The organism is Streptomyces sp. NPDC054872 (assembly GCF_053610705.1).
The window spans coordinates 280,065-306,067 of record NZ_JBSGYY010000007.1 but is presented as its reverse complement, the minus strand read 5'-3'; the positions used below and the strand labels follow the sequence as shown (position 1 = coordinate 306,067).

The 26,003-nt window shown below is 70.9% G+C and carries 23 protein-coding genes and 2 tRNA genes; 19 read left to right on the top strand and 6 right to left on the bottom strand.

Annotation, left to right across the window (positions count from 1 at the left end):
- Positions 1-45: 45 nt before the first annotated feature.
- Complete coding sequence (locus ACWGIH_RS11915) at positions 46-2,139, bottom strand: hypothetical protein (RefSeq protein WP_453450807.1); 2,094 nt, start codon at positions 2,137-2,139, stop codon at positions 46-48.
- Positions 2,140-2,412: 273 nt separating this feature from the next.
- Between ACWGIH_RS11915 and proB the strand changes: the two genes are divergently transcribed.
- The 5 genes from proB to ACWGIH_RS11890 all read left to right on the top strand — a co-directional run bounded on the left by proB (position 2,413) and on the right by ACWGIH_RS11890 (position 7,346).
- Complete coding sequence (gene proB / locus ACWGIH_RS11910) at positions 2,413-3,540, top strand: glutamate 5-kinase (protein WP_363211174.1); 1,128 nt, start codon at positions 2,413-2,415, stop codon at positions 3,538-3,540.
- A 180-nt stretch (positions 3,541-3,720) separates the two neighbouring features.
- Positions 3,721-4,203: a hypothetical protein gene (locus tag ACWGIH_RS11905; protein WP_453450808.1), complete on the top strand. Its 483-nt coding sequence runs from the start codon at positions 3,721-3,723 to the stop codon at positions 4,201-4,203.
- A gap of 74 nt (positions 4,204-4,277) precedes the next feature.
- A complete protein-coding gene (locus ACWGIH_RS11900; protein ID WP_453450809.1) occupies positions 4,278-5,570 on the top strand; it encodes a glutamate-5-semialdehyde dehydrogenase in 1,293 nt (430 codons plus the stop codon).
- 66 nt (positions 5,571-5,636) lie between these two features.
- A complete protein-coding gene (locus ACWGIH_RS11895) occupies positions 5,637-6,212 on the top strand; it encodes an SCO2584 family spore wall biosynthesis protein (protein WP_453450810.1) in 576 nt (191 codons plus the stop codon).
- Between the two features lie 66 nt (positions 6,213-6,278).
- The gene (locus ACWGIH_RS11890; RefSeq protein ID WP_453450811.1) at positions 6,279-7,346 is read left to right on the top strand and encodes an SCO2583 family membrane protein; all 1,068 of its coding nucleotides are present in this window, start codon (positions 6,279-6,281) and stop codon (positions 7,344-7,346) included.
- A gap of 3 nt (positions 7,347-7,349) precedes the next feature.
- On the opposite strand, the gene ACWGIH_RS11885 is transcribed toward ACWGIH_RS11890, so the two are convergent.
- Positions 7,350-8,432, bottom strand: a complete 1,083-nt coding sequence (locus ACWGIH_RS11885; protein ID WP_453450812.1) for a M48 family metallopeptidase — start codon at positions 8,430-8,432, stop codon at positions 7,350-7,352.
- Positions 8,433-8,531: 99 nt separating this feature from the next.
- Between ACWGIH_RS11885 and ACWGIH_RS11880 the strand changes: the two genes are divergently transcribed.
- The 7 genes from ACWGIH_RS11880 (at position 8,532) to ACWGIH_RS11850 (ending at position 12,868) form a co-directional block, all read left to right on the top strand.
- A complete protein-coding gene (locus tag ACWGIH_RS11880; protein WP_453450844.1) occupies positions 8,532-8,780 on the top strand; it encodes a hypothetical protein in 249 nt (82 codons plus the stop codon).
- A gap of 85 nt (positions 8,781-8,865) precedes the next feature.
- A complete protein-coding gene (locus ACWGIH_RS11875) occupies positions 8,866-9,027 on the top strand; it encodes a hypothetical protein (RefSeq protein WP_365817031.1) in 162 nt (53 codons plus the stop codon).
- A 61-nt stretch (positions 9,028-9,088) separates the two neighbouring features.
- Entirely contained in the window at positions 9,089-9,727 is a 639-nt protein-coding gene (nadD, locus tag ACWGIH_RS11870) for a nicotinate-nucleotide adenylyltransferase (RefSeq protein WP_160504995.1), read from the top strand.
- Between the two features lie 16 nt (positions 9,728-9,743).
- Positions 9,744-11,444 carry an LCP family protein gene (locus ACWGIH_RS11865; protein ID WP_453450813.1) on the top strand — a complete coding sequence of 567 codons (1,701 nt, stop codon included), beginning with the start codon at positions 9,744-9,746 and terminating at the stop codon, positions 11,442-11,444.
- A gap of 134 nt (positions 11,445-11,578) precedes the next feature.
- Positions 11,579-12,025 carry a ribosome silencing factor gene (rsfS, locus tag ACWGIH_RS11860; RefSeq protein ID WP_361828200.1) on the top strand — a complete coding sequence of 149 codons (447 nt, stop codon included), beginning with the start codon at positions 11,579-11,581 and terminating at the stop codon, positions 12,023-12,025.
- Positions 12,022-12,663, top strand: coding sequence for a histidine phosphatase family protein (locus tag ACWGIH_RS11855; protein WP_453450814.1), 642 nt, complete (start codon positions 12,022-12,024; stop codon positions 12,661-12,663). The genes rsfS and ACWGIH_RS11855 overlap by 4 nt, the downstream gene beginning before the upstream one ends.
- A 132-nt stretch (positions 12,664-12,795) precedes the next feature.
- Positions 12,796-12,868: transfer RNA gene (locus ACWGIH_RS11850), tRNA-Ala, on the top strand.
- Here ACWGIH_RS11850 and ACWGIH_RS11845 read toward each other — a convergent pair.
- Positions 12,860-13,771, bottom strand: a complete 912-nt coding sequence (locus ACWGIH_RS11845) for a helix-turn-helix transcriptional regulator (protein WP_453450815.1) — start codon at positions 13,769-13,771, stop codon at positions 12,860-12,862. The two genes, ACWGIH_RS11850 and ACWGIH_RS11845, sit on opposite strands and share 9 nt — an antisense overlap.
- 94 nt (positions 13,772-13,865) lie before the next feature.
- On the opposite strand from ACWGIH_RS11845, the gene ACWGIH_RS11840 reads away from it, so the two are divergent.
- The 3 genes from ACWGIH_RS11840 (at position 13,866) to ACWGIH_RS11830 (ending at position 15,883) form a co-directional block, all read left to right on the top strand.
- A complete protein-coding gene (locus ACWGIH_RS11840; RefSeq protein ID WP_453450816.1) occupies positions 13,866-15,368 on the top strand; it encodes an MFS transporter in 1,503 nt (500 codons plus the stop codon).
- Between the two features lie 86 nt (positions 15,369-15,454).
- Positions 15,455-15,646: a hypothetical protein gene (locus ACWGIH_RS11835; protein ID WP_453450817.1), complete on the top strand. Its 192-nt coding sequence runs from the start codon at positions 15,455-15,457 to the stop codon at positions 15,644-15,646.
- Between the two features lie 3 nt (positions 15,647-15,649).
- Positions 15,650-15,883, top strand: a complete 234-nt coding sequence (locus ACWGIH_RS11830; RefSeq protein ID WP_006137425.1) for a hypothetical protein — start codon at positions 15,650-15,652, stop codon at positions 15,881-15,883.
- Here ACWGIH_RS11830 and ACWGIH_RS11825 read toward each other — a convergent pair.
- Entirely contained in the window at positions 15,862-17,109 is a 1,248-nt protein-coding gene (locus ACWGIH_RS11825; RefSeq protein ID WP_453450818.1) for a glycosyltransferase 87 family protein, read from the bottom strand. The two genes, ACWGIH_RS11830 and ACWGIH_RS11825, sit on opposite strands and share 22 nt — an antisense overlap.
- Positions 17,110-17,220: 111 nt before the next feature.
- On the opposite strand from ACWGIH_RS11825, the gene ACWGIH_RS11820 reads away from it, so the two are divergent.
- Positions 17,221-17,293, top strand: a tRNA-Ala gene (locus tag ACWGIH_RS11820).
- A gap of 72 nt (positions 17,294-17,365) precedes the next feature.
- Here ACWGIH_RS11820 and ACWGIH_RS11815 read toward each other — a convergent pair.
- Positions 17,366-18,961 (bottom strand): NADH-ubiquinone oxidoreductase-F iron-sulfur binding region domain-containing protein, encoded by a 1,596-nt coding sequence (locus tag ACWGIH_RS11815; RefSeq protein WP_453450819.1) that lies wholly within the window; start codon positions 18,959-18,961, stop codon positions 17,366-17,368.
- Positions 18,958-20,253: a cytochrome b/b6 domain-containing protein gene (locus ACWGIH_RS11810; RefSeq protein WP_453450820.1), complete on the bottom strand. Its 1,296-nt coding sequence runs from the start codon at positions 20,251-20,253 to the stop codon at positions 18,958-18,960. Before ACWGIH_RS11810 ends, ACWGIH_RS11815 begins: the two co-directional genes overlap by 4 nt.
- A gap of 414 nt (positions 20,254-20,667) precedes the next feature.
- Here ACWGIH_RS11810 and leuS point away from each other — a divergent pair, with 414 nt between their 5' ends.
- From leuS to ACWGIH_RS11795, 3 genes are all read left to right on the top strand, one after another.
- Complete coding sequence (leuS, locus tag ACWGIH_RS11805) at positions 20,668-23,571, top strand: leucine--tRNA ligase (protein WP_453450821.1); 2,904 nt, start codon at positions 20,668-20,670, stop codon at positions 23,569-23,571.
- Positions 23,572-23,745: 174 nt separating this feature from the next.
- Positions 23,746-24,537, top strand: a complete 792-nt coding sequence (locus ACWGIH_RS11800; protein WP_453450822.1) for a hypothetical protein — start codon at positions 23,746-23,748, stop codon at positions 24,535-24,537.
- Positions 24,538-24,660: 123 nt separating this feature from the next.
- Positions 24,661-25,506, top strand: coding sequence for a DegV family protein (locus ACWGIH_RS11795; RefSeq protein ID WP_453450823.1), 846 nt, complete (start codon positions 24,661-24,663; stop codon positions 25,504-25,506).
- Positions 25,507-26,003: the final 497 nt, after the last annotated feature.

The following is a 26,003-nucleotide window of genomic DNA, read 5'->3' as shown; positions in this document are numbered from 1 at the left end:
GACAGGAGCCGCACATGTCACAGCCCCGCGCCCCTTCGGGGCGCTCTACGCCGTCACGGCGTCCTCAGTGCCGTTCGGCTGCTCCGTCGGGTCGGACTCCATTTCCTCCGCCGCGTCCTCTGCCGCCCGCTGGCCGGGGATCTCCGCGTCGATGCGCGTGGCCATGCGGACGCGGCGCTCGTCGGCCTTGGCCGAGAGCGCGAGGGCCGCCTCGTTGAAGCGGACCAGGGAGGGCGGGTCCGAGGGGCCGAGGAGGTGCTCCTTGAGGGCCGCGCGGGCCTCGGCGTGGGTGTCCGTCTCTGGGGAGCGGACGGCCTCCAGGAGGGCCGGGATGTCCTCGGCGGTCGGGGAGAGGATCGCCGCCGCGCTCACCGTCGGGAAGCCGGTGCGGAAGTCCGCCTCGGACATGCCGGACGTGTTGGCGACCGCGTACGGCTTCTCGCTCGACAGCCAGTCGGAGACGACCGAGGAGACATCGCTGATCAGCAGGTCGGCCTGGTTGAAGCAGGAGAAGATCGCGGGGCGCGCGGTGGTGATGATCTGGTGCTCCCACTCGGGGAACGAGGCCCAGTACGCCGCCTCCCACGCGGCCGTCGCCTCGGCGACCGCCGTCTGCTGGTCGCCGTCGGGCGTGCCCTGGAGCATCATCCGCTCCATCTCGTCCACGCTCTTGCGGAACGCGGTCGAGGTCAGCTGGTCCAACTCGGCGGTGCGGAGCGACAGTTCGGCCAGGGCCTCCTGGCCCGGACGCTCGCCCGAACGCTTGACGGTGGCCTCGCGGATCATCGCCTTGATGCGCTCGTTGGCCGCGCCCGCGCGCGGGTCCTGCGAGCCGGTCATCGGGTGCGGCTTGTAGATGAGCCGGACGCCGGGGTCGGCGAGGAGGTGCCGGACGATGTTCTCGCCCGCGAGGGTCACCGAGGTGTTGCCGGGGTTGCCGTCCCAGCCCTCCCAGGTGGGGGCGTAGAGCACGGTCGTGAACGGGCCCGTGGGGGCGCCCGTGGACGGCAGGATCGGGGACAGCTGGGGGCGGCCGACCTCGACCACGTCCTTGTCCTCGACGCCGACGTCAGCGGCCTGGTAGCGGTCGCGCGCGGCGGGGCCCGCCACCCACACCTCGTCGTACGCCTTCGCGTACGGGTTGCAGGAGGACAGCTTGTCGCTCTCGCCGTGGTTGATGAAGGCGTGCTTGATCGTGGGGATGCGCAGCACCTGCGAGGTCTTCGCGGCGTTCGCCGGGTGCAGCATCATCTTCAGCGTCGAGGTCTCCAGGGAGAACATCGTCGCGACCTTCGGGAAGCAGATGATCGGGACGTCCGTCGCGTCGATCTTCTGCACCATGAAGCGCTCACGCAGCACGATCAGCGGATTGCCGTCGAGCTTGGAGAGCGTGGAGAGCCACATGTTCGCCTGGTACGCGGACGTGGAGCCGCCCGAGAAGTACATGGCGACGGACGGCTGGTAGTCGGCCAGCCAGTTGTCCAGCCACTCCATGACCTTCTCGTCGTTCTTCGCGCGCTTCTTGGGGAGCAGCCACGTGGCGAGGTAGACCGCGCCGATGCCCATCAGGGCGATGGAGATGCCGAGGCCGATGCCGCCCCAGTACGCCTCGGTGGTGGCGGCGGTGACCAGGAGGCCGGCCGTGCCGGGGATCGAGAACGTCAGCAGGCGGTGGGCCTGGCGGCGCGAGAGGATCCGCGGCGGGGCGGCGGTCAGGTGCAGCGCGGACGCGTCGATGTTGCGCGTGACGATCGGCAGCTGGCGGCTGCGGCGCACCAGTATGGCGGTGGCCTGGCAGCCGAAGTGCAGGAAGTAGAAGGCGAGCAGCGAGATCGTCAGCGGCGACTGCTCGGCCAGCGGCTCGATGCCGTCGATGCGCAGCAGGCCGACCAGGATCAGCATGTCGCGCAGGAGCTGCCTGACGGTGACATCGAACCGGATCTTGCCAAGGAGGGAGAGGAGCCCCGGCTGCTTGTACTGCAGATACACGTCGAGCGCGAGGTTCGCCGCGGACGCGGCGACGAACACCGGTACATACGGGACCAGCGCGCTGACCAGCTGGGCCGTGAAGAGCGCGAACATCGCGAACAGCGCGGTGAGCTGCACGATGCGGCGGGGGGCGAGTCCGGCAGAGGGCACGGGCTTGGGCTCCTGGCGGGGGATCGGGGGGATCGGACGGGGGGAAGTCAAGGAAAGCGACCACTGACCGTATGACGTGCGGTGGCCCTGTAGCAATCTTCCGTGACGACAATCACCGGATAAAGGGGCAAAGGTACTGAACCCCGGGGGCCCGTTTCGCCTCGGGGGAGTATTCGGTCCGTCCCTCGAAATGGATGGGCACTCCCCACGCTCACTCGCGTAGATTCCTTGTCCGGCAGGGAATGGGATCTTCGGGATCATTGGGGAAGTACGTTGGCTGGGGCAAGGCAGGGCATCGCAGAGGCCCACAGGGTTGTCGTCAAGGTCGGGTCCTCGTCCCTGACCACCGCGGCGGGGGGCCTGGACGCCGATCGCGTTGACGCCCTCGTTGACGTGCTCGCCAAGAGCCGCAGCGGTGGCGAGCGCGAGATCGTGCTCGTCTCGTCAGGATCCATCGCCGCCGGCCTCTCGCCGCTGGGGCTGCGCAGGCGCCCCAAGGACCTGGCGAGGCAGCAGGCGGCCGCCAGCGTCGGCCAAGGCCTTCTCATGGCCCGCTACACCGCTTCCTTCGCGCGTTACGGCGTACGCGTCGGGCAGGTGCTCCTCACCTCCGACGACATGGCACGGCGCGCCCACCACCGCAACGCGTCCCGCACCTTCGACCAGCTCCTGGCGATGGGCGCGCTGCCGGTCGTGAACGAGAACGACACCGTGGCGACGGACGAGATCCGCTTCGGTGACAACGACCGCCTCGCCGCCCTCGTCGCGCACCTCGTCCACGCCGACCTTCTCGTCCTGCTCTCCGACGTGGACGGCCTCTACGACGGCGACCCGGCCAAGCCCGGCACCTCCCGGATCTCCGAGGTCACGGGCCCCGCCGACATAGCGCACGTCCAGATCGGCAGCGCGGGCAAGGCGGGTGTCGGCACCGGCGGCATGGTCACCAAGGTCGAGGCCGCGCGGATCGCCGCGGGCGCCGGGATCCCGGTGGTCCTGACCTCCGCGAGCCAGGCCGCCGACGCCCTCGCGGGCCGCGACACCGGCACGTACTTCCACCGCACGGGCCGCCGCTCCGGCGACCGGCTCCTCTGGCTCCAGCACGCCTCCGAGCCGCAGGGCGCGCTGACGCTCGACGACGGGGCGGTGCGCGCGGTCGTCGAGGGGCGCAAATCGCTGCTGCCCGCCGGGATCGCGGGGGTCGAGGGCGACTTCGCCGCGGGCGACCCGGTCGAGCTGCGGGACACCGCGGGGCGGGCCGTGGCGCGCGGCCTGGTGAACTTCGACGCCAAGGAGCTACCGCAACTCCTCGGCCGCTCCACCAGGGATCTCGCGCGAGAACTCGGACCCGCGTACGAGCGGGAGGTCGTGCACCGCGACGACCTCGCCCTGCTGCACGACTGAGTCCTGCGCGGGTCCCGGCCGCGGCCGAAAACAGCCGCGAACGCCGTGCGCCGCCCGGCCCGTGCGAGGTGAAACTCCCCAAAACCGCCCCGCGGGGGCGCTTGGCCTGCTCAACTTTGTTCCAGACACTTCCGCACGACCATTGCGTATCCGCACCACCATTGCGTAGAGGAGGCCGTCGTGAGACGAGTGCGCCCGGGAGCGTCGTCCCGCGCGCCGGCTGAGCGGTCCCTGACCAGCGTCGCCGCGGGGGCGTCGTACACCGGTGACACGCAAGCGGCGGGAGAGACGGACGAGAGCCAGGAGGGCGAGACGGTGGACGCGCCCCGTCTGTGGCACGTCACCTTGAGCGTCTCGGGGAGCGAAGCCCCGCTGAAGGAGGTCAGGCGCGGCCTCGAACAGCTCGCCCACGACCACCCCTTCCTGCTGACCAGCAGGTACGCGCCCGACCACGCGGAGATCCGGTACTGGGAAGAGGCCCGCGACCTGCACGACGCGGCCGCGGTCGCGCTCCGGCTCTGGGGAGAGCACCGGCAGAGCGCGCAGCTCCCGCCGTGGGAGATCGTCGGTCTCGAGGTCATCGACCGCGACACGTACCACCAGCGCATCGCGGAGGGGTACGGCCCGCTGCCGGCGACCCCGGTGGGCGTGCACCCTTTTTGAGCCGACGTGAGCACCGTGGTCTCGGCTGCTGAAACAGCGGGTGGACCGTGGCCGCTCCCCATTACGCTGCGGTCATGACGTCCCTCACGCCGGTCTCTCCGTACGACAACCTCTCGCCGGTCGCCCAGGCCGCCTACCGCGCCCGTGGCGCGGCCGCGACGCTCGCCCCGCTGCCGCGTGCCGCGAAGGACGACGCGCTCCTGGCGATCGCCGACGCCCTCGAGGTCCGTACGGCCGAGATCATCGAGGCCAACGGCAAGGACACCGCCCGCGCCCGCGAGGCCGGGACCAGCGAGTCCGTCGTCGACCGGCTGACGCTCACCCCGGAGCGGGTCCGCGCCATCGCCGCCGACGTGCGCGACGTGGCCGCCCTGCCCGACCCCGTCGGCGAGGTCGTCCGTGGCTCGACCCTGCCGAACGGCATCGACCTGCGGCAGGTCCGCGTCCCGCTCGGCGTCGTCGGGATCATCTACGAGGCCCGCCCGAACGTCACCGTGGACGCCGCCGCTCTCTGCCTGAAGTCCGGCAACGCGGTGCTCCTGCGGGGCTCGTCATCGGCGTACGAATCGAACACCGCGCTCGTCCGTGTCCTGCGCGACGCCGTCCACGGAGCGGGCCTGCCCGCCGACGCCGTCCAGCTCGTGCCGGGCGAGAACCGTGACTCCGTGCGCGAGCTGATGCGGGCCCGCGGCCTCGTCGACGTGCTCATCCCGCGCGGCGGCGCCTCGCTGATCAAGACCGTCGTCGAGGAGTCCACCGTCCCGGTCATCGAGACCGGCACCGGCAACTGCCACGTCTATGTGGACGCCGAGGCCGACATCGACATGGCCGTCGACATCCTCATCAACTCCAAGGCCCAGCGCCCCAGCGTCTGCAACGCCGCCGAGACGCTCCTGGTGCACGCCGACATCGCCGACGCGTTCCTGCCGCGCGCCCTGGACGCCCTGGCCGAGGCCGGGGTCACGGTGCACGCCGACGAGCGGGTCATCACCTACGCCGACGGCTCGAAGGCCACCGTCGTGCCCGCGACCACGGAGGACTGGGAGACCGAGTACCTCTCGTACGACATCGCGGCGGGCATCGTCGACTCCCTGGAGCAGGCGGTCGAGCACATCCGCCTGTGGACCTCCGGGCACACCGAGGCGATCGTCACCACCTCGCAGCAGGCCGCGCGCCGCTTCACGCAGCTGGTGGACTCCACGACGGTCGCCGTGAACGCCTCCACGCGCTTCACGGACGGCGGCCAGTTCGGCTTCGGCGCCGAGATCGGCATCTCCACGCAGAAGCTGCACGCCCGGGGCCCGATGGGGCTTCCCGAGCTGACCTCGACGAAGTACATCGTCACCGGCGACGGCCACACCCGCTGAATTCCCGCCCGGGCCGAATTCCCTTACCGTCTGCCCAGATTGCCCCTTCCGGTCTACGCTGGAAGGGTGCCGGAGGACGTGGGGGGCACGCCGTCGTTTCCTGACGGCGGGGAGCCCGACGACGACCGCGACCGCGGGGGTGCGGACGAAGAGTTCGCCTCCGTGGTCTTCGACGAGGCCTTCGTCAAGGCCGCCGAGATCCATGAACCCACCGCGGTGGAGCGGCTGTTGGCCGCCGCCCAGGCGCGCGCGGAGGCGTCCGAGGCCGAGAGCCGCCGGGCCCGCACCCGGGGCTCTGGCCGCGACTCCCCGGAGGATGATCTCTACGACGAGGGCTTCGGCCCCGACGACGCCGGCGAGTTCGGCCACGACGCGGACCTCGACGACGTGTACGACCGTGAGTTCGCCGAGCACGGGTACGGCAGGCAGGGTTACACGGGCCACAACCGCTGGCACCGCCCCGTCGCCTGGATGCTCGCCCTCCTGATGGGCATCGGCATGGTCGCGCTCGCCTTCACCGCGGTCTACCGAGGCGCCTCGACGGGCCGCCAGGACCCGGCTCCGCCCTCGGTGTCCACGGAGCCGTCGGCCTCCGCGGAGTACGGCAGGCCGCCGGTCTCCGCAACGCCCCGCGTCCCGTGAGAAGTTGTCAGAACTTGTCGTGCAGCAGGGCGTTTACCTGACCGCGCCGAGACCTACTCTGAAGGTATGGGCGGGCCAGGTGAACCACCCGAGGGGACATCCGAGGGCGCTCCCGCCGGTGGTGAGGACGAGTACCGATCCGTCGTCTTCGACGAATCGTTCGTTCGCGCCGCGCGGCTCCAGGAGTACTCCGCGCACGAGCGGATGAGTGATCACACGCATGCGGTGCGCCGCACTCCCGCGCGCCACAAGCACCTCTCCAAACAGGCCGTGATCCTCGTCCTGCTGATCGCCGTCGCCTTCGGCACCGCGATCTACATGGGCGTGCGCCACCCGTACCAGAACCCCGTCGCCCAGCGCCCCGAACCGCTGCGGATGACGGTCATCCCGCTCGCCCCGCCGGGGCCCGTGCCCGGCGCCGAGAAACCCGCCGACCTGTTCGCGCACAGCCCTGCCGCGCAGTTCCGGGTGGGCGCGTCCGGCATCAACCTCCCCGCGGCGCACCGGACATCGCACTTCTCGGACAGTCAGGTGATGACCGCGCTGACCACCGCCAAGGACTACCTCGTCGAGTCCTCGCTCGACCCGGACGTCCTCACCGGCGGCGCCGTGCGCTCCGCCCGCATCCTGCTCGACCCGCGGCAGCTCGACCAGTTCGACGAGAGCTTCGCGCACCCGGCGGCGGACGGGCGGCACGCCCCCACCGGCTGGCTCGTGCGCTTCGACCCGACGAAGACGTCCCTCGCCTCGCCCGGCATCCGCGTCCACGGCACCCTGCGCGCCGCCGAGACGGACAAGAACACCCTTGAGGTGACCTCCGACCACACGTTCGTCTACGCGCTGCGCCCGGCCGGCGAGGGGGAGCACGCCAAGGCATCGCTCTTCACCGTCCGGCGTGAGCTGCAGTTCCGCTTCGACCGCGACGACCTGCGGATGCGCCAGGCCGAGCTGCTCGTGTCGTACATGCAGGCGGGGCCGCTCACCTGCTCCGCCGACGCCGCCGACCGGCTGCGCCCGCTGCTCGCCGGGCAGAAGGCGAAGGCGGGCGGCCCCGCGGGCACCGACCCGTACGCGACGGGTGGTGCCACGGCGCTGTGCGGCTCGCTCTCGGCGACCGCCCAGCCCTCGCTCTGAGGGTTACCGCGCTTCGTCGGACGGCGGCGTGTCACCCCGGTTCGGACCGGTGAACTTGCCGCGCAGCTTGCCGCCCAGGTCGCCCGCGCCGCCCGCCAGGTCGTTGACCAGCTTCATCAGCGGGTCCTTGCTGTTGCGTACGTCGTCGGCGTAGCTGGAGGCCGACTGGCGGAAGGAGTCGGACACCGAGGTGTCCCCGTCCTCGTCGCGGCGGGGGTAGTGGCCGTCCATGATCCGCTGGTAGTCGCGGGTCTCGGCCCACTTCTTCAGCTCGGCCGCGCGCACGGTGGTGAAGGGATGCGAGCGCGGCATGACGTTCAGGATCTTCAGGACCGAGTCCCGCAGGTCGCCCCCGGCCTCGTACTCCTTGGCCTGCTCCAGGAACGCGTCCACGTTCATCTCGTGCAGGTGGTTGCCGCCCGCGATCTTCATCAGGCCGCGCATCGACGCCTTGAGGTCCTGGCCGACCAGGAGCCCCGCGCGGTCCGCCGAAAGCTCCGACTTGCGGAACCACTCGCGCAGGGCGGTCACGATGGCCATGATCGCCATGTTGCCCAGCGGGATCCAGGCGACCTTGAGCGCGAGGCTGGTCAGGAAGAGCAATATCGTGCGGTACACCGAGTGGCCGGAGAGCGCGTGGCCCACCTCGTGACCCACGACCGCGCGCATCTCCTCCTCGTCGAGGAGCTCGACGAGGCCCGTGGTCACCACGATGATCGGCTCGTCCAGGCCGATGCACATCGCGTTCGGGTTCGGGTCCTGGTTCACGTACATCGGCGGGACCTTCTCCAGGTCCAGGATGTAACAGGCGTCCCGCAGCATGGTGTTGAGGTGCGCGAACTGTGCGTCGGAGACCCGTACGGAATCCGAGAGGAACAGGAGTCGCAGGCTCCGCTCCGGGAGCAGTCCGCTGAGCGCCTTGAAGACGGTGTCGAACCCGCTGAGCTTGCGCAGGGCCACCAGGGCCGAACGGTCGGCCGGGTGTTCGTACGCCCGTGACGAGATGCCGGGAAAGCGCCTGCGCTGCCTGCTCGGCACGTGCTCGTGCCCACCGTCCCGCAGGCCGTGGTCGTTGTCGTCGGTCATGCCCCATCCCCCATGCTCGTCCAGTCATGCCCCCGAGGTGGGTCCCAGCCTAGGCGGAGATACCGTGACAGGGCAGCACAGCGAATGGAGTCGCCCGTCATGGCCGTCATGGAGCACAGCGCCGCAGCCCACCACTGGGTCACGGAGGCGGCCGCCCTGGCCGCGAAGGAGCAGGGGGCGGGCAATCTGCTCCGCGTCGTGCTGATCGTCATGGTCGTCGGCTGTGTGCTCGTGGCGTGGTTCCTGCTGCGCGGCTACCGCCAGGGAGCCGACGCGGAGCGCCGTGACGCGGATGCCGGGCGCCGGGGCGGGGGCGGCGAGGACGATCGCGCGGACCACAACGGCTGAGTCGGCGTGAGCTCTGCCGGTGCCCCCGCATACGATGGCCCGGAAGTCCTTGTTCCCGCCCACCTCCGGATAGGTCCTGCCGACGATGAGCCTCCACAGCACCGCCTCCCAGCTGGTCACCCTCGCCTCCGAGGGCAAGCACGTCGACGAGCACGCAAGCCTCAGCCCGTACCTCACCGGCGGTGGCGCGTTCGTCGTGCTGATGCTGCTCCTGTGGATCACCACGCGCTTCAACCGGGACCGCTGAGCCGTCCACCGAACGGACGCTGAAACAGAGCCCGTCCGCCGGGCCGGTAGGGTCTGCACGCATGGGAGAGCAGGACATGCCTACCGGTCCCGGTACCGGCCCGGCCAGCAAGGGCAAGCGTCGCCTGGGCGTCATGGGCGGAACGTTTGACCCGATCCACCACGGACACCTGGTGGCGGCCCAGGAGGTCGCCGCGCAGTTCCACCTCGACGAGGTGGTGTTCGTGCCGACCGGGCAGCCGTGGCAGAAGAGCGACAAGGCGGTGTCCCCGGCCGAGGACCGTTATCTGATGACGGTCATCGCGACGGCCGAGAACCCGCAGTTCTCGGTGAGCCGCATCGACATCGACCGCGGCGGACCGACCTACACGACGGACACGCTGCGCGATCTGCGCACGCTCAATCCCGACACGGACCTCTTCTTCATCACGGGCGCGGACGCCCTCGGCCAGATCCTCACCTGGCGCTACACCGAAGAGCTCTTCTCCCTGGCGCACTTCATCGGGGTCACCCGGCCGGGCCACACGCTGGCCGACCCCGGACTTCCCGCAGGCGGCGTCTCCCTCGTGGAGGTCCCGGCCCTCGCCATCTCGTCCACGGACTGCCGTGCGCGGGTCGCCAAGGGCGACCCCGTCTGGTATCTGGTGCCGGACGGCGTGGTGCGTTATATCGACAAGCGCGAGCTGTACCGCGGCGATTGAGCCGAGAGGGGCACCGGTGAACGACCGACAGTACGACCCGTATGCGGGCGGCGACCCGTACGCGGGCGAGTACGCGGCTGATCAGTACCAGATCGTCGGGTACGACGAGTACGGGCAGCCGGTGTATCAGCAGGTCCAGCAGCAGCCCCCGCAGCAGGCCCAGCCGTCGGCCTCGTACGACCAGTACGGGCCCCAGGCCCAGGCCCAGCAGCAGTACCAGCAGCCGCAGGGCTACGGCTACGACCCCTACGCGACGGGGCAGCAGGCACCTGTCCCGCCGTACGACTCCGGTTCGTACGGCACCTACGACCAGCCTCAGCAGGCGCCGCAGCCCCAGCCGCAGGCCGCCCAGCAGACGCAGACCGGCTGGATCCCGCAGCAGTCGCGGCAACCGGAGCCCGAGCCGGATCTCGAAGCCGAGCCGCAGCGTGAACCGCAGCGCCGCGACCCCGCCTACGAGACCCAGCAGTTCTCCTTCATCGAGGAGCCGGACGAAGAGTCCGAGGACGTCATCGACTGGCTGAAGTTCACCGAGAGCCGCACCGAGCGGCGCGAGGAGGCCAAGCGGCGCGGGCGTTCCCGGGTCGTCGCCCTCGTCGTGGTGCTCGCGCTCGTGATCGCAGGCGGCGTCGGCTACCTCTGGTACGCGGGCAAGCTGCCCGGCCTGTCGGACGACGCGGCCGGCGGCGGCGACGCGGCGGCCGGACCGCAGAACCGCGACGTGATCGTCGTCCACCTGCACAACACCAAGGGGGGCGGCACCTCCACGGCGCTCCTGGTGAACAACACCACGACCAAGCGCGGCACCACCGTCCTGCTGCCCAACGCCCTCTCCGTGACGAACGACGAGGGCGCGGGGACGACGCTCGGCAAGTCGGTCGACGACGACGGCTCCACCGGCACCCGCGAGTCGATCGACAGCCTGCTCGGCACCCAGGTCGAGGGCACCTGGCGCCTCGACACCCCTTACCTGAACAACCTCGTCGAGCTGGTCGGCAACATCGACATCGACACGGACGCCGATGTGCCCGACCCCAAGGCCAAGAAGGGTCAGGCGCCCCTCGTGAAGAAGGGCGAGCAGCAGACCCTGAGCGGCCCGATGGCCGTCGCGTACGCCACCTATCGCGCGTCCGGCGAGTCCGAGACCGCGCAGCTCGACCGGTTCGGGCAGGTCATGCAGGGTGTTTTGCGGAAGCTGTCGTCCGACCCGCAGGCCGCGACGACCACCGTTCAGTCGCTTGCCCAGATCCTGGACCCGTCCCTCAAGGAGAAGGACCTCGGCGCCTTCCTCGCCAAGCTCGCCGACCGCGCGAAGGGCGGCGACTACTCCACCCAGATGCTCCCGGTCCAGCAGGACGGGACGCTCTCGGAGAAGGCCGGCGCGAGCGTGGTCAAGAACGTCCTGGGCGGCGCGGTCAAGAACGCGGACAAGGACGCGGCCGTACGGGTCGGCGTCAAGAACGCGTCCGGCAGCAAGGGCGCGGGACAGGACGCGCGGATCTCGCTGGTCAACGGCGGCTACACCTTCGTGGACAGCGGCGCGGGCTCCACGGCCCAGGCGACATCGCAGGTCACGTACGCCGACGCGGACAAGAAGACGCAGGCCACCGAGGTCGCCAAGACCCTCGGCCTGCCGGACGGCGCGGTCCGCAAGGGCAAGACCGCACCGAACGCCGATGTGTCGGTCGTCCTCGGTCAGGACTACGACGCGGGATGACGGCAGCGGCCCCGGCCGGGGGTTCTTCCGGCCGGGGTGACGCAGCAGACAGCGCCGTCGCGTGAACGGCGGGAGGTCTCTCGGCGGTCCGTGAGACCCTTGGGGTGTCTTGACCACCTGAAGGAAGCTCAACTGTGACCGCCACGGACCGCTCCATCGAGCTCATCAAGGTCGCCGCTCAGTCGGCCGCCGACAAGCTCGCGCACGACATCATCGCGTACGACGTCAGCGACGTGCTGTCGATCACGGACGCCTTCCTGCTCGCCTCCGCACCCAACGACCGCCAGGTCAAGTCGATCGTCGACGAGATCGAGGAGCGGCTCAGCAAGGAGCTCGGCGTCAAGCCGGTGCGCCGCGAGGGCGACCGCGAAGCCCGCTGGGTCCTCCTGGACTACGTGGACATCGTGGTCCACGTCCAGCACAGCGAGGAGCGTGTCTTCTACGCCCTCGAGCGCCTGTGGAAGGACTGCCCCGAGATCGAGCTCCCCGCGGACGCCGTCGCGACCCGCGGCAAGGCCGCCGAGCACGCCGAGCAGCGCGCCGCGGAGGAGGCAGCCGATCTGGACGGTGAGCTTCGTTGACCAGCCGCGGCTGCCGGATCATCCTGTGGCGGCACGGCCAGACGTCCTGGAACCTGGAGCGCCGCTTCCAGGGCTCCACGGACATCGAGCTGACCGACACCGGAGTCGCTCAGGCCAGGCGCGCCGCCCGGCTGCTCGCCTCGCTGAAGCCGGACGCCATCGTGGCGTCCGACCTCAAGCGGGCGGCGGCCACGGCGAACGAGCTCGCGGCCCTCACCGGCCTCCCCGTCCTGCACGAGCAGGGTCTCCAGGAGACGTACGCCGGTGAGTGGCAGGGCCTGACGCACGACGAGATCATCGCGCGCTTCGGCGACCAGTACGCCGCGTGGAAGCGCGGCGAGTCGGTGCGCCGCGGCGGCGGCGAGCTGGAGACCGAGGTCGCCGACCGTGCCGCGCCGATCGTGCTGCGCCATGCCGAGAAGCTGCCGGAGAACGGCACGCTCGTGGTGGTCAGCCACGGCGGCACGATCCGCACCACCATCGGCCGCCTCCTCGGCCTGGAGTCCCATCACTGGGAGGGCCTCGGCGGGCTCTCCAACTGCTGCTGGTCCGTGCTCGGCCAGGGCGCGCGGGGCTGGCGCCTCCTCGAGCACAACGCCGGCACGCTGCCGGAGCCGGTGCTCGGCGACGACGACTAGCCCGCCCCGGACCGGGCAGGTGCGAGAGCCGCTGGTCACAGGGCCGGGGAGGGCCTGTCACCCGGATTTCACATTCCGGCCCGGCGCAGGCTAAAGTTCTTCTTGTTCGCCCGCCGAGCGGGAGGAACGCAAGGGGCTATAGCTCAGTTGGTAGAGCGCCTGCATGGCATGCAGGAGGTCAGGAGTTCAATTCTCCTTAGCTCCACAATCCGGATCCCGTCCTCATCAGAGGGCGGGATCCCTCCGTTTCCGGTGGCCTGAGCTCACGGAGCTCGGCCGCCCGCCGACGGCTCTCCTCGTCGTCCGGGGTGTACGCGACGATCCGGCACTCCGGCATGCCGTTGATGGACAGCGAGACCGACGTCATCCGCAGCTCTCCGACCGCCTCGTGCCGGAACGTCTTCACACGGGGCCCCGGCGGCGCCACGTCGCCCCGCTCCCACAGCTCGGCGAAGTGCGCGCTCGCGGCGGACAGCCGGCCTATGAAGTCCTCCCAGGCGGGCTCGCCCACATGGCGGCCGTACGAACTGCGCAGTGTGGCCACCATCACCGGCAGCTCCTCGTCCCGGAAGACCAGCGGGCAGACGGGATCGGGTGCGATGAACAGCGTCCACAGCACGTTCGGTGTGCCGAGGGATGCCAGCTGTGGGACGAAGAACAGATCCCGGTAGGCGGGGTTGGTGGCGAGGATGTCGTACCGCGCGTTGTAGACCACCGCCGGGTGGGGGTCGAGCGCGTCGATGATGCCCTGGATCTCCGGGCCGACGGCCGCGGGGGACGTGGTCCTGCGGACCGGCTCGTACGGAACCTCCGCCAGGTGGTACAGGTGCTCGCGCTCCGCCTTGTCGAGCCGGAGCGTGCGCGCCACGGCGTCCAGGACCTGCGCCGACGCGTTGATCGGGCGGCCCTGCTCCAGCCAGGTGTACCAGGTGACGCCGACACCGGAGAGCTGGGCGACCTCCTCGCGGCGCAGGCCCGGCGTACGGCGGCGCAGGCCGGGCGGCATGCCCACGTCGGCCGGTGTCACCCTGGCCCTGCGGCCGCGCAGGAAGGCGGCGAGCTCCGGCCTCCGTCGCTGAGTCGTCCCCATCGTCGTCACATCCCCCATGGTCGGTCCTCGCCCCGGGCCTTGCCAGGTGCTGCCGGTACCAGCATCGGCGGGCTCTCGTTACCCGTACCAACTCGCCGCCAGGCTCGGTGCCATGACAACCACATCCCCGCCCACCGCGGTGGGACCCGCTGGTTCGAGCCCCGCATCCAGTAAAGCCCCCGGCACCGACAATCGCCCCGGGCGGCTGCTCGCCGTCGTCATCGCCGCGCAGTTCATGGCGCTGCTCGACGTCTTCATCGTCAATGTCGCCGCACCCACCATCCGCACCGAACTGGGCGCATCGGGCGCGGGCTTGCAGCTGGTGATCGCCGGCTACACCATCACGTACGCCGTGCTCCTGATCACCGGTGCGCGGCTCGGTGACCGCCTGGGACACCGTCGTGTCTATCTCATCGGCCTCGCGGTCTTCACCGTCGCCTCGCTCGCCTGTGGACTCAGCCGCGGGACGGGCGAGTTGATCGCCTTCCGGCTGTTGCAGGGCGCGGGGTCCGCGCTGCTCATCCCGCAGGTGCTCAGCCTGATCCAGCGCAACTTCACCGGGGAGGCGCGGACGAAGGCGCTCGGCGCCTACGCGGCCACGCTCGCCGTCGGGGCCGCCGCGGGGCAGGTGCTCGGCGGTGTCCTGGTCAGCGCCGACCTGTTCGGCACGGGATGGCGTCCGGTGTTCCTGGTGAACGTGCCGGTGGGCGTGGTCCTGCTGATCACGGCAAGGCGCGTGCTGCCTCGTGACGGGGGCGCCACCGGGGATTCGGCTGAGGCTGCGGTTGCGGGGCAGATGCGGCGGGCGCGTGAGCTCGATCTGCCGGGACTCGTGCTGCTCGGCGCCGCCGTCTCGCTGCTCACCGTGCCGCTGGTGCTCGGCCAGGAGCAGAACTGGCCGCTGTGGTCCTGGCTCTCGCTCGGGTCCGCGCTGCCGCTCTTCGCCCTCTTCTGCGCGTACGAGTCCCGGCTCGCCCGCGGCGGTGGCGCACCGCTGATCTCGCCGAGGGTCCTGCGCATCCCCGGTATGGGGCTCGCCGTCTTCCGGATCGCCGCGGTGATGGGCGTCAACGCGGGCTTCCTGTTCGTGCTCACGCTGCACATCCAGGGCGGCCTCGGCTACAGCGCGCTGCGCGCCGGTCTGACGTTCGCGCCGACCGCGGTGGTCTTCGGCGCGGTCGGCCTGACGTGGCGCCGCTGGCCGGCGGTGCTCCAACGGGCACTGATACCCGGCGGGTTCGCGCTCACGGCGGTCTCGGCGGTCGCCGTGGGGCTGCTGCTCCGGGACGGCGGGGAGGGCGAACCGTGGCTGTATGTGGCCTTCGTGGCCATGGGCGCGGGTCTCTCGCTGGGGTTCAGCCCGACGCTGACCCGGGCGCTGTCCACGGTGCGGCCCGAGGACGCCGCTGACGCCGGTGGCCTCCTGTCGACGGTCGCTCAGCTCGGCCAGTTGATCGGCGTCGCGTGTTATGGCGCACTTTTCCTCAACCGGCTTGAGTCACCGGGGCCTCCGGGGGCGTATTCATCCGCGGACGCTCTTCTGGTGTGCACATACGCCCTGGCCGGGGCGGCCGCACTGGGTGCCGTGTCCGGACTGGTACGACTGCGTCGCTGACCAGGTCGCTCAGGCCGTGGCAGAATCGGACAGCCGGAAGGGGACCGCACCAGACCACCGATTGTGACCCGACGGGAGGGAGAGCGATGCCTGCGAGCATCCTCGATGGGGCAGACGGCCCCATCGCAGTGGCCGCGCGACGACGCGCTGCCTCTCCCTTCGCGGCGATCCCTCTCCTCACCTGTCCGTCCTGCGGTTCGTCCCATGTCGCCCAAGTGCTCGGCGACAACGGCGGTGTCTCGTACGTGTGCACGGCCTGCGGCCGCAGCTGGAGCTGATCGATGGGTGCACACAGGCGGAAGTGCGACTGGTGCGGCAGTGGCACGCCGATCGTCCGCGACATGGAACCGGTCAACCAGGACTACCAGTACTGGTGCGAGGAGTGCGCGCGGGCGCTGATCATAAAAGGCGACCCCATCGAGACGTACCGCGAACTCGAAGGGGAGCCGATCTATGGCCGGCTGCTCGACGAACACTGCACGCTCAAGCGCTTCTACTCCTTCGCCACGGCTTGATCTCGCCTGATCCTCAGGAGGGCCCGGCGTCCCGCTCCTTGCAGCAGGAACGCGAAAGCGGTCCCTACGTAGAGGGCTGACAGCGTCATCTCGCCATAATTCTGGTCGAGTTCGAGCCGCCCCACGCCGTGCGGGACCCACCACAGGGCGTACGAGCAGAAGACGAGGACCAACGCGCCGGTGGCCGCCCACCGGGCCCGGCCGCCCCGGCGCACCGCCTCCGTCCACCCGAGCAGTGCCATCGGCACGCACCACACCCAGTGGTGCGACCACGACACCGGGCTCACCAGGAGCGCCGTCGCCGCGCAGCTCACCGCGGCCCGGGCGCGCTCCCCGCGCAGCGCCGCGCGCACCGCGACCGTCAGGCCGAGCGCACCGGCCGCCGCCGCGGCCACGATCCACCAGACGCCGGGCTCCTCGGTGTGCAGGAGCCGGGCGAGCACCCCGCGCAGAGACTGGTTGGCGGTGTCCTCGGGGAGCCCGACCCGGCCCGCCTCGAAGATCATGTGGGTCCAGAAGCGCCGTGAGTCGTACGGCAGGACGGCGGCCGCGAGCAGCGTCGCGCCGGCGAAGGAGACGCCCGCCACGCACGCGTGCCGTACGGGTGCGCGCCACTGCCCGCGCCGCGCGGCCTCCGCGGCGCCGGTGAGCAGCAGGAACACCGCGAAAAGCGCGGGCGTGAGCTTGATCGCGGCCGCGATGCCGATGCCCAGGCCCGCCCAGCGGTGGCCGGTCCTGCGGGAGAGATCCCACAGGACCAGGACGGCGAGCAGCAGATTGATCTGGCCGTACCGCAGGGTCGTCCACACCGGCTCGGCCCAGACCGCGAGCGCGGCCACCCACAGGGCGGTCTTCACGCGCGCGTGCCCGGTGTCCGTGGCGGGCCCGACGAGACGGAGGGCGAGGTGGGCGAAGGCCACGAGGAGGAGCAGGTTCGCCACGGTCGCCAGTGTGCGCATCGCCGCCGTGTCCAGGAGCGTCAGCGGCGTGAACAGCAGGGCGGCGAACGGCGGGTAGGTGGTGGGCAGATGGGCCTCGGTGGTCCGCAGCGCGTAGAGATCGCCGCCCGCGCGCACGGTCTCGCCCTCGGCCCGGTAGACCATCAGGTCGATCATCGAGACGTCCGCCGCGCGCTGCGCGAGCCAGAAGGCCGTGAAGGACAGCAGGCAGGCCCCGGCGGCGAGGGGTACGCGGCGGTGGGCGCCGACAAGCGCGATCACGGTCACGAAGGCAGACAGTACCGGCCTTATCCGTACAGACCGGAAACGATTTGGTGGAGCACGGGGAGGACCGTGTAATGTTGGCGAAGCCGCCGGGGGAATCGGGCGGACAAGCAAGGGGCTATAGCTCAGTTGGTAGAGCGCCTGCATGGCATGCAGGAGGTCAGGAGTTCAATTCTCCTTAGCTCCACAGCAGATGAGAGCGGGCCACCCGGATCGGGTGGCCCGCTTTCGTGTGTCTCACCGTGCCTCTAGCTGCGGGTCACTGTCGCCCGCTGCCGAGCGCCCTGCGGCCACGGCCTCTGCCCGGCGGCAGTGCGAGCGGCAGTGCCGTGCGCGGCGAGGGCACGGACGGGTCCTCCTCGATGCGCAGGGCGAGCGCGGGGCAGCGGCGTACGGCACGCTCGGCGCGCGCTTCGGAGTACCGCGGTACGGATGCTTCGGCCACACCGGGGAAGCCGTCGGGGCCCAGCTGGATCAGCTCGGGGACGATGTCCGCGCACAGCCCGTGGCCCTGGCAGAGCGTCCAGTCGACGGCGAGCCTGCGGCCGCTGGGCGCCTCGGCCTGCGGGGTCTCCGCCTGGAGGGGCAGGACGCCCTCCACGGGGCGGCCGCAGCCGCCGCCGAGGACGTGCGCGGCGAGGTCGTCCGTGAACGCGGAGATCGTGGAGTCGATGAACGCCGCCGTTCCGTCCGGGTGCTTGCAGGCGCCGCGTCGCTTCACGGCCCGTGTCACCTCGCGCAGCGCCTCCAGGGCCGTGGGACCGCCGCCGTCCAGGACGTCCGCGAGGCCGCGGGCCGCCGCCGGAAGGCCCAGATAGCAGGGGCCGCACTGCCCCGCGCTCTCGGAGGCCAGCCAGTTCGCCACGTGCAGCGCCTCCCCGAGCGGGCACGTGCCGGTGCCGATCGGCAGGATCGCGCCGGCGCCGAGCGCGCCCCCGCAGGCCTCCAGGGAGGCGCGTGAGACGACCGCGTCGTGCGCGGTGACCGCGTCGAGCCACTTGCCGTGATAGCCGCCCGTCAGGACGCCCTGGGGGAGCGGCGGTGCGCCTGCCAGCTGCAGGACGTACCGCAGGGGCACTCCTGTGGGGACCTCGACCACCATGGGCCGTGCGACGGCTCCGGAGACGGTGAGCAGCACCGTGCCGGGCTCGTCCCGCAGGCCGGTGCGGCAATAGCGGTCGGCGCCGATCCGGGCGGCGACCGCGAGCTGGGCGAAGGTCTCCGCGTTGGACAGGAGCGTGGGCGCGCCGCCCACCCCGGATTCGGAGGTGCGCACCTTGCGTCCCGGCGGCATGGGCGGGCCCCCGTCCGCCGAACGCACCAGGGCCGACGATTCGCCGGTCACCATGCGCACCGGGTTGCGCTGCACGCGCGCGCGGATGCTCGATCCGCGCCGGTTCGTCAGGCCGCGCTCGGCGAGCGCGGCCAGCATCGAGGACTCGGTGGAGTCCCGGGTGACGCCCACGACGAGGGTGCGGGCGCCGAGGGCCTCGGCGGCAAGGAGAGCGCCGTCGAGGATGAGGTGCGGGGCCCGGTTGATCAGGACGGTGTCCTTGCGGCAGGCCGGCTCGTCCTCGCTGCCGTTGATGACGACCACGGGGCGCACGCCGCGACGTATCGCCGCGTCGGCGACCGAGCGCAGCTTCTTGGCGAAGGGGAAGCCCGCGCCGCCCCTGCCGCGCAGCGAGATGGCCTCCGAGAGGGAGGCGAGGGACTCGCCCGCCATGGGTTCGAGCGGGCCGTGCACCTTCAGGTGCATCGCCAGATCGAGGCGCTCGACCAGGTCGAAGCCCGAGGTCAGGAGCGGAAGCCCGACGACTCGGACTTCGGGGACGTCGGGCAGCGACGCGTTCACTTGGGGCCTCCGGTGGCGGCGTTCCAGGGCTCGCCCGAACTCGGCGCCTGGAAGGTGTGGGGCAGCGGTTCAGTGGCGGGGCCGTTGTCGTACGGGGCTTGGTACGGAGCTTGGTACGGGACCTCGTACGAGGGGTCGGTGGCCGCGCCGTACGTCGGGTCGTACGCGGTGTCGTGCGAGCGGTAGCCGGGGTCCTCCGAGCCGTACGCGGTGGAGTGGGTGTCGTAGGCGTACGTGGTGTCGTCGTACGGGATGTGCGGGGCCTCGGCCGGGGGTGGCGGGGACGGGGACGGCCAGCGGGGCGCCGGGGGCTCGGTGTGCGGCAGTACCTCCGTGACCTCGGTGGGCTGGTTGGTGGAGGCGAGGACGCGGTAGGCCGCCGCGATGCCGACCACCGGGGTGGTGCCGGGCCCGGGTTCGGGGGCACGGCCGGGAGCGGCGGCCGTGCCGGGGAGCGGGGACTCGGCGGTGTCCCGGCGTACGGGGTCTCTGCCGCCCGCCCTGCGCTCCGGTTCGAGGACGGCCAGGATCTGGGCGGCCACCTTCCGCTTGATCGGGAGCGGGGACGCGCGGAGCGCGACCGCGCCCGCGACGGCGACCAGGCAGAGGCAGTACAGGACGAGCACCCACGGCTTGGGCGCGCGTCCCGCGTACAGGCCGTGGATCAGCGCCGAACACCAGGCCGGGTAGGCGAGCATGTGCAGCGCGCGCCAGCGTGACGCGACCTGGGCCGGTGAGGCGAAGGCGCTGCGAAGAGCCCCGGTGACGCCTGTGACCACCATGAGGAGCCCGGCGAGCGAGCCGAGGCCGATCAATCCGTCGCTGCCGGAGAAGCCCATCCCGAAGGGGATGAGGGCGCCGACCGGCGATACGTGGTCGAGCGCGAGTTTGACGGTGACGTGCAGCAGAAGGAAGCCGATGGAGGCGACCGCGGTGGCCCGGTGCACGGCCTGGGCGAGCAGTCGCTGACGGGAGTGCAGGAAGAGCCGGTCCGTGGCGACCAGGCCCCAGACGACGGCGGCGGTCAGGGAGACCAGGGACAGGACGCCGGTGGTGAAGTCGAGTGCGGCGCGGAAGGCGTCGCTCCCGATGATCACGAGCAGGGGTATGAGAAGCAGCGCGGCGGTCATCAGGACTCCGCGCGTGGTTCTGCTCGGTTCGGGGAAGGCTGCGAACGAACGGCTCTTGCGGCTCGCACGGGTGGTGCGGTCGGCACGGGTGGTGCGTGTGTCGCGAGTGGTGCGGGTGGTGCGGCTTGCGTCGCTCTTGCGGTGAGGATTCAGAGGGTTCATGGGGGCGACTCCGAAATGGCTCGATCGCCGCATGCTAAGTGTCCTCATACCGGCGAGTACGCGGTTTGAGTTATTGCGTCGTTATCTAAAAGCGATGCGATCTTGGTGTTGCCCCGATAGCGGTCGGTACGCGGGGTAACCCTTGGCCAAAGGTGGGCATCCGGTCCGCCGGCGCACCGCGCGGCGGCGTCGGGCGGCCCGGTGGAACGTCGTCGCGGGCCACGCGGGCGCTGCGGTACCCTGACGCCATGCGTGCCGTACGCCTTCTGCTTAGCGGGCCGCGCTGATCAGTCCCGACCGCCGGAAAATCGCGGTCGGCATCGGCGCGGCGTCCCCTCCTGTGTGAGGGGCTTTTTCATTTGGCCGGGACGGTCATTTCCGCAGGCAGAGACGATCGATGGAGCTTTGAGGATCATGAGCGAGACGAATTCTGCTGCCGCCTCCGAGGTGGCCGCACCGCACCGCTACACGGCCGCCCTGGCCGCCGAGATCGAGGCACGCTGGCAGGACTTCTGGGACGCCGACGGCACGTACGAGGCGCCCAACCCGAGCGGTGACCTGGCGCCGAAGGGTGACGTGCAGGCCGCGCTGGTCGCCAAGCCCAAGAAGTTCATCATGGACATGTTCCCGTACCCCTCCGGGGCGGGCCTGCACGTCGGCCACCCGCTGGGTTACATCGCCACGGACGTCTTCGCGCGCTTCCAGCGGATGAACGGCCACAACGTCCTGCACACGCTGGGCTTCGACGCGTTCGGCCTGCCCGCCGAGCAGTACGCCGTGCAGACGGGCACCCACCCGCGGGCCTCCACCGAGGCCAACATGGAGAACATGAAGGCGCAGCTGCGCGGTCTGGGCCTGGGCCACGACAAGCGCCGCACCTTCGCGACGATCGACCCGGACTACTACAAGTGGACCCAGTGGATCTTCGTACAGATCTTCAACTCCTGGTACGACACCGACGCCAGGAAGGCCCGCCCGATCGCCGACCTGGTCGCCCAGTTCGACAGCGGTGAGCGCGAGGTTCCCGGCACCACGCGCGCGTGGAGCGAGCTGGACGCCGCGGAGCGCGCGGAGGTCCTCGGCGAGTACCGCCTGGCGTACGCGTCGGACGCGCCCGTCAACTGGTGCCCCGGCCTGGGCACCGTCCTGGCCAACGAGGAGGTCACCGCCGACGGACGCTCCGAGCGCGGAAACTTCCCCGTCTTCAAGGCCAAGCTGCGCCAGTGGAACATGCGCATCACCGCGTACGCGGACCGCCTGCTCGACGATCTGGACGCGCTGGACTGGCCCGAGGCCATCAAGCTGCAGCAGCGCAACTGGATCGGCCGCTCCGAAGGCGCCCGCGTCGACTTCCCCGTCGGCACCGAGGACGGCGACGCGATCACCGTCTTCACCACCCGCCAGGACACCCTGTTCGGCGCCACCTACATGGTCCTGGCGCCCGAACACGAGCTGGTCGACAAGGTCATCCCCGACGCCTGGCCCGAAGGCACCCACGAGACGTGGACCGGCGGGCACGCCACGCCGGCCGAGGCCGTCGCCAAGTACCGCGCGTTCGCCGCGTCCAAGTCCGACGTGGAGCGCCAGGCGGACGCCAAGGAGAAGACCGGTGTCTTCACCGGTGTCTACGCCACCAACCCGGTCAGTGGCGAGCAGGTCCCGGTCTTCATCGCCGACTACGTGCTGATGGGCTACGGCACCGGCGCGATCATGGCCGTCCCGGCGCACGACAGCCGCGACTTCGCCTTCGCGCGCGCCTTCAACCTGCCGATGCGCTGTGTGGTCGAGCCCGCGGACGACCGCGGCACCGACCCCGCGACGTGGGACGACGCCTTCTCCTCGTACGAGGCGAAGCTGATCAACTCCACGAACCCGGAGATCTCCCTGGACGGCCTGGACGTCGCCGGGGCCAAGGCGCGCATCACCGGCTGGCTGGCCACCCGAGGCATCGGCGAGGGCACCGTCAACTTCCGCCTGCGCGACTGGCTGTTCAGCCGCCAGCGCTACTGGGGCGAGCCCTTCCCGATCGTCTACGACGAGGACGGCGTCGCCCACTCGCTGCCCGAGTCGATGCTGCCCCTGGAGCTGCCGGAGGTCGAGGACTACTCCCCGCGCACCTTCGACCCGGACGACGCGAACACCTCTCCGGAGACGCCGCTGTCCCGGAACGAGGACTGGGTCAACGTGGAGCTGGACCTGGGCGACGGCGTGAAGCGCTACCGCCGCGAGACCAACACCATGCCCAACTGGGCGGGTTCGTGCTGGTACGAGCTGCGCTACCTGGACCCGCACAACGACCAGAAGCTGGTCGACCCGGACGTCGAGCAGTACTGGATGGGCCCGCGCGAGGGACAGCCGACCGGCGGCGTCGACCTGTACGTGGGCGGCGCCGAGCACGCGGTGCTGCACCTGCTGTACGCCCGCTTCTGGTCGAAGATGCTGTTCGACCTGGGGCACATCTCGTCCAGCGAGCCGTTCCACAAGCTGTTCAACCAGGGCATGATCCAGGCCTACGTGTACCGCGACAGCCGTGGCTTCCCGGTCCAGGCGACCGAGGTCGAGGAGCGCGACGGCCAGTACTTCTTCGAGGGCGAGCCGGTCAAGCGCGAGCTGGGCAAGATGGGCAAGTCCCTGAAGAACGCCGTCACCCCGGACGAGATCTGCGAGGAGTACGGCGCCGACACCCTGCGCCTGTACGAGATGGCGATGGGCCCGCTGGACGTCTCGCGCCCGTGGGACACGCGCGCGGTGGTGGGCCAGTACCGCCTGCTGCAGCGGATGTGGCGCCTGATCGTCGACGAGTCGACCGGTGAGGTCACGGTCGCCGACGTCGCGGAGTCCGACATCGCCGAGGGCACGCTGCGCGCCCTGCACAAGGCGATCGACGGCGTGCGCCAGGACCTGGACGGCATGCGGTTCAACACCGCCATCGCCAAGATCACCGAGCTGAACAACTACCTGACCAAGGAGGGCGGCACGCTGCCGCGCTCGGTCGCCGAGCGCCTGGTGCTGCTGATCGCTCCGCTGGCCCCGCACGTCGGCGAGGAGCTGTGGCGCAGGCTGGGCCACACCGACTCGGTCGTCCACCAGGACTTCCCGGTGGCCGACCCGGCGTACGTCGTGGACGAGAGCGTGACCTGCGTCGTGCAGATCAAGGGCAAGGTCAGGGCGCGTCTGGAGGTCTCCCCGGCGATCTCCGACGAGGAGCTGGAGAAGGTGGCCCTGGGCGACGAGAGGGTGGTCGCGGCGCTGGACGGCGCCGGCATCCGCAAGATCATCGTTCGGGCGCCGAAGCTGGTGAACATCGTTCCGGCGTAATGCCGGGCGCTGAACGCGTGCGAGCGTAATGCCGGGCGCTGAACGCGTGCGAGGGGGCATGAGGGTAGTCCCCTACGGGCAGGTTGGGGGTTCCGCTGGAACCCTCGGCCTGCTCTTTGCGTTTACCGTTGAAGAGTCGGTGCGGAACCAGCCGCAGGACCTGAGAGGAGCGTCATGGAAGCCGTGGGCGTGATCGTGGCACTGCTCGTCCTGCTGTTTGTCGTCTTTGGTGCGTACATGACGGTGAAGGCGGTCGGAGCCGCGAAGCGCGGCGTGGACCGCACGATCTCGCAGGCGCGCCGGTCGGTGGAGGACACGACGCTTCGCGCGAAGAGCTTCGCGCAGGTGGGCGCGGCCGGTGAACTGGCCCAGCTGCGGCTCAAGTTGCGTACGTCGATGCGGGCCACGCAGGACGCCCTGCAGGCGGGCGTGGTCGAAGACGCCTCGCTGAAGGAGTCCCTGGGCCTCTTCGAGCGGCTGAGCGCGCACGGGCACGAGCTGGACGACGAGCTCCGGCGCCTGGAGCGGGACCCCGACAGGACGACTCTGGCCACGCGGCTCCCGGCGCTGCGTGAGCGTACGGCGCAGATCACCAAGTCGGCGGACTCGCTGCGGTGGGCGGTGCGTGACCGGTCCCACCGGTTCGCGGACGACGACCTGGAATCCCTGAGCTCGCAGATCGACCTGGAGACGGGCGCGCTGCGGCACTGGACGAAGGAGCCCGCGCCCACGCAGGCACCCCCCGCGTGGCCCGAGCCCGAGCAGGCGGGGGACGCGGGCAAGGGGGCCGAGCAGACGTGGACGGAGCCGTCGGCGCAAGCGGAGCGTCCGGAGCGGGCGGAGTCGGCGGACCAGGCCGGGCCTGGCGCGTCGGCGGAGGAGTCCGCACGGCCCGCCATCACGCCGCCCACGCCGCGGCCCACCTATCCCTGGGAGAAGCAGGCCAGGCCCGAGAGCACCACGTGACCGCACGGGCGACCCGGCACGGCCGCGAGCGCGGCTGGCAGACTGTCACCCACAGGGTCTGGCAGGGGCCCGGGCCAGGGGCCGGGCTGCCGCCGTCGGGCCCAGGCAGGTAATCTCCACCGCATGTCCCGTCATGTCGCGATCGTCACGGATTCAACGGCCTATCTGCCGCAGCGGACGATGGAGCGGCACGGGATCACGTCGGTACCTCTGACCGTGGTCCTCGGTGACCAGGCTCTCGAAGAGGGCACGGAGATCTCCGCCCGTTCCCTGGCTCTGGCCCTGCAGAAACGGCGCTCCGTGACCACCTCTCGGCCGAGCCCGGAAGTCTTCGCGCAGACCTACCGCAAGGTCGCCGAGTCGGGCGCGACGGCCATCGTCTCGCTGCATCTGTCCGCCGAGTTCTCGGGCACGTACGACGCGGCGGTGCTCGCCGCGAAGGACGCGCCGGTACCGGTGCGGGTGGTGGACACCGGGATGGTCGCGATGGCCCTCGGCTTCTGCGCCCTCGCGGCGGCGGAGGCCGCCGAGTCGGGCGGCTCGGTCGACGAGGCGGTGGCCGCGGCGGAGAAGAGAGCCGCGAACACGTCCGCGTACTTCTACGTCGACACGCTGGACTATCTGCGCCGAGGCGGCCGGATCGGCGCCGCACAGGCCCTGTTGGGATCGGCCCTAGCCGTGAAGCCGCTGCTTCAGCTCGACGGCGGGCGCATCGAGATGCTGGAGAAGGTGCGGACGGCGTCCAAGGCCATCGCCCGCCTGGAGGAGATCGTGGTGGAGCGGGCCGGGTCGGACCGCGTGGACATCGCGGTACATCACCTGGCGGCCCCGGACCGCGCGACCACCTTGGCGGACCGCCTCAGGGACCGGGTGGCCGGCCTCGCGGAGCTGCATGTGAGCGAGGTGGGCGCGGTGATCGGGGCGCATACCGGGCCGGGGTTGTTGGGGGCTGTGGTTTCGCCCTGGTGAGGGTGAGGGGCTGGGGGTTGCAGGGGCTGGAGTGTGGGTGAGGGAGCAGGTGTGGGTGAGTGGGGGAGCGCGTGTGGGTGACGGCGTTATCCACAACCCTCGGGTAATCCACGGGAATTGAGCAAGATCAACCTGATTCCGCCGCGGTGCCTAGCGTCGTCGGCATGGCACTTCGATCACTTTCACGGACATCTGCCGCGACGAGCGGACCGGGGCGAGGCCCCGCGTCGGACGGTCGCGTCTCCACCTCCCGCGCTCAAGGCGGCCGCACTCCAGCCGACCGCGCGCGATATCGCCATGCCCGCGGTCGGGCGACCCGGCGCCGACATGCTTCGGCGGAAGCGCGGGCACAGGCGTTGCGACAGCGCGCGGAGCTGCTCTTCCCGGCCGGGGCCGAAGGGGGCGGAAGCGGCGGGGGGTTGAGGTCGGGGGCGCCGCCGGGACCGGTGACTGAGCCGGGCGCGAAGGCTGGGCTTCGGGCTTTGTCCCGGACTTAC

Bases quoted from the DNA above. Each gene is read 5' to 3' on its own strand.
- ACWGIH_RS11900 (WP_453450809.1), top strand. From the start codon at position 4,278: ATGACGTCCCTCACGCCGGTCTCTCCGTACGACAACCTCTCGCCGGTC.
- ACWGIH_RS11890 (WP_453450811.1), top strand. From the start codon at position 6,279: ATGGGCGGGCCAGGTGAACCACCCGAGGGGACATCCGAGGGCGCTCCC.
- ACWGIH_RS11885 (WP_453450812.1), bottom strand. From the start codon at position 8,432: ATGACCGACGACAACGACCACGGCCTGCGGGACGGTGGGCACGAGCAC.
- ACWGIH_RS11880 (WP_453450844.1), top strand. From the start codon at position 8,532: ATGGCCGTCATGGAGCACAGCGCCGCAGCCCACCACTGGGTCACGGAG.
- ACWGIH_RS11875 (WP_365817031.1), top strand. From the start codon at position 8,866: ATGAGCCTCCACAGCACCGCCTCCCAGCTGGTCACCCTCGCCTCCGAG.
- nadD (WP_160504995.1), top strand. From the start codon at position 9,089: ATGGGAGAGCAGGACATGCCTACCGGTCCCGGTACCGGCCCGGCCAGC.
- ACWGIH_RS11845 (WP_453450815.1), bottom strand. From the start codon at position 13,771: ATGGGGGATGTGACGACGATGGGGACGACTCAGCGACGGAGGCCGGAG.
- ACWGIH_RS11840 (WP_453450816.1), top strand. From the start codon at position 13,866: ATGACAACCACATCCCCGCCCACCGCGGTGGGACCCGCTGGTTCGAGC.
- ACWGIH_RS11835 (WP_453450817.1), top strand. From the start codon at position 15,455: ATGCCTGCGAGCATCCTCGATGGGGCAGACGGCCCCATCGCAGTGGCC.
- ACWGIH_RS11830 (WP_006137425.1), top strand. From the start codon at position 15,650: ATGGGTGCACACAGGCGGAAGTGCGACTGGTGCGGCAGTGGCACGCCG.
- ACWGIH_RS11810 (WP_453450820.1), bottom strand. From the start codon at position 20,253: ATGAACCCTCTGAATCCTCACCGCAAGAGCGACGCAAGCCGCACCACC.
- leuS (WP_453450821.1), top strand. From the start codon at position 20,668: ATGAGCGAGACGAATTCTGCTGCCGCCTCCGAGGTGGCCGCACCGCAC.
- ACWGIH_RS11800 (WP_453450822.1), top strand. From the start codon at position 23,746: ATGGAAGCCGTGGGCGTGATCGTGGCACTGCTCGTCCTGCTGTTTGTC.
- ACWGIH_RS11795 (WP_453450823.1), top strand. From the start codon at position 24,661: ATGTCCCGTCATGTCGCGATCGTCACGGATTCAACGGCCTATCTGCCG.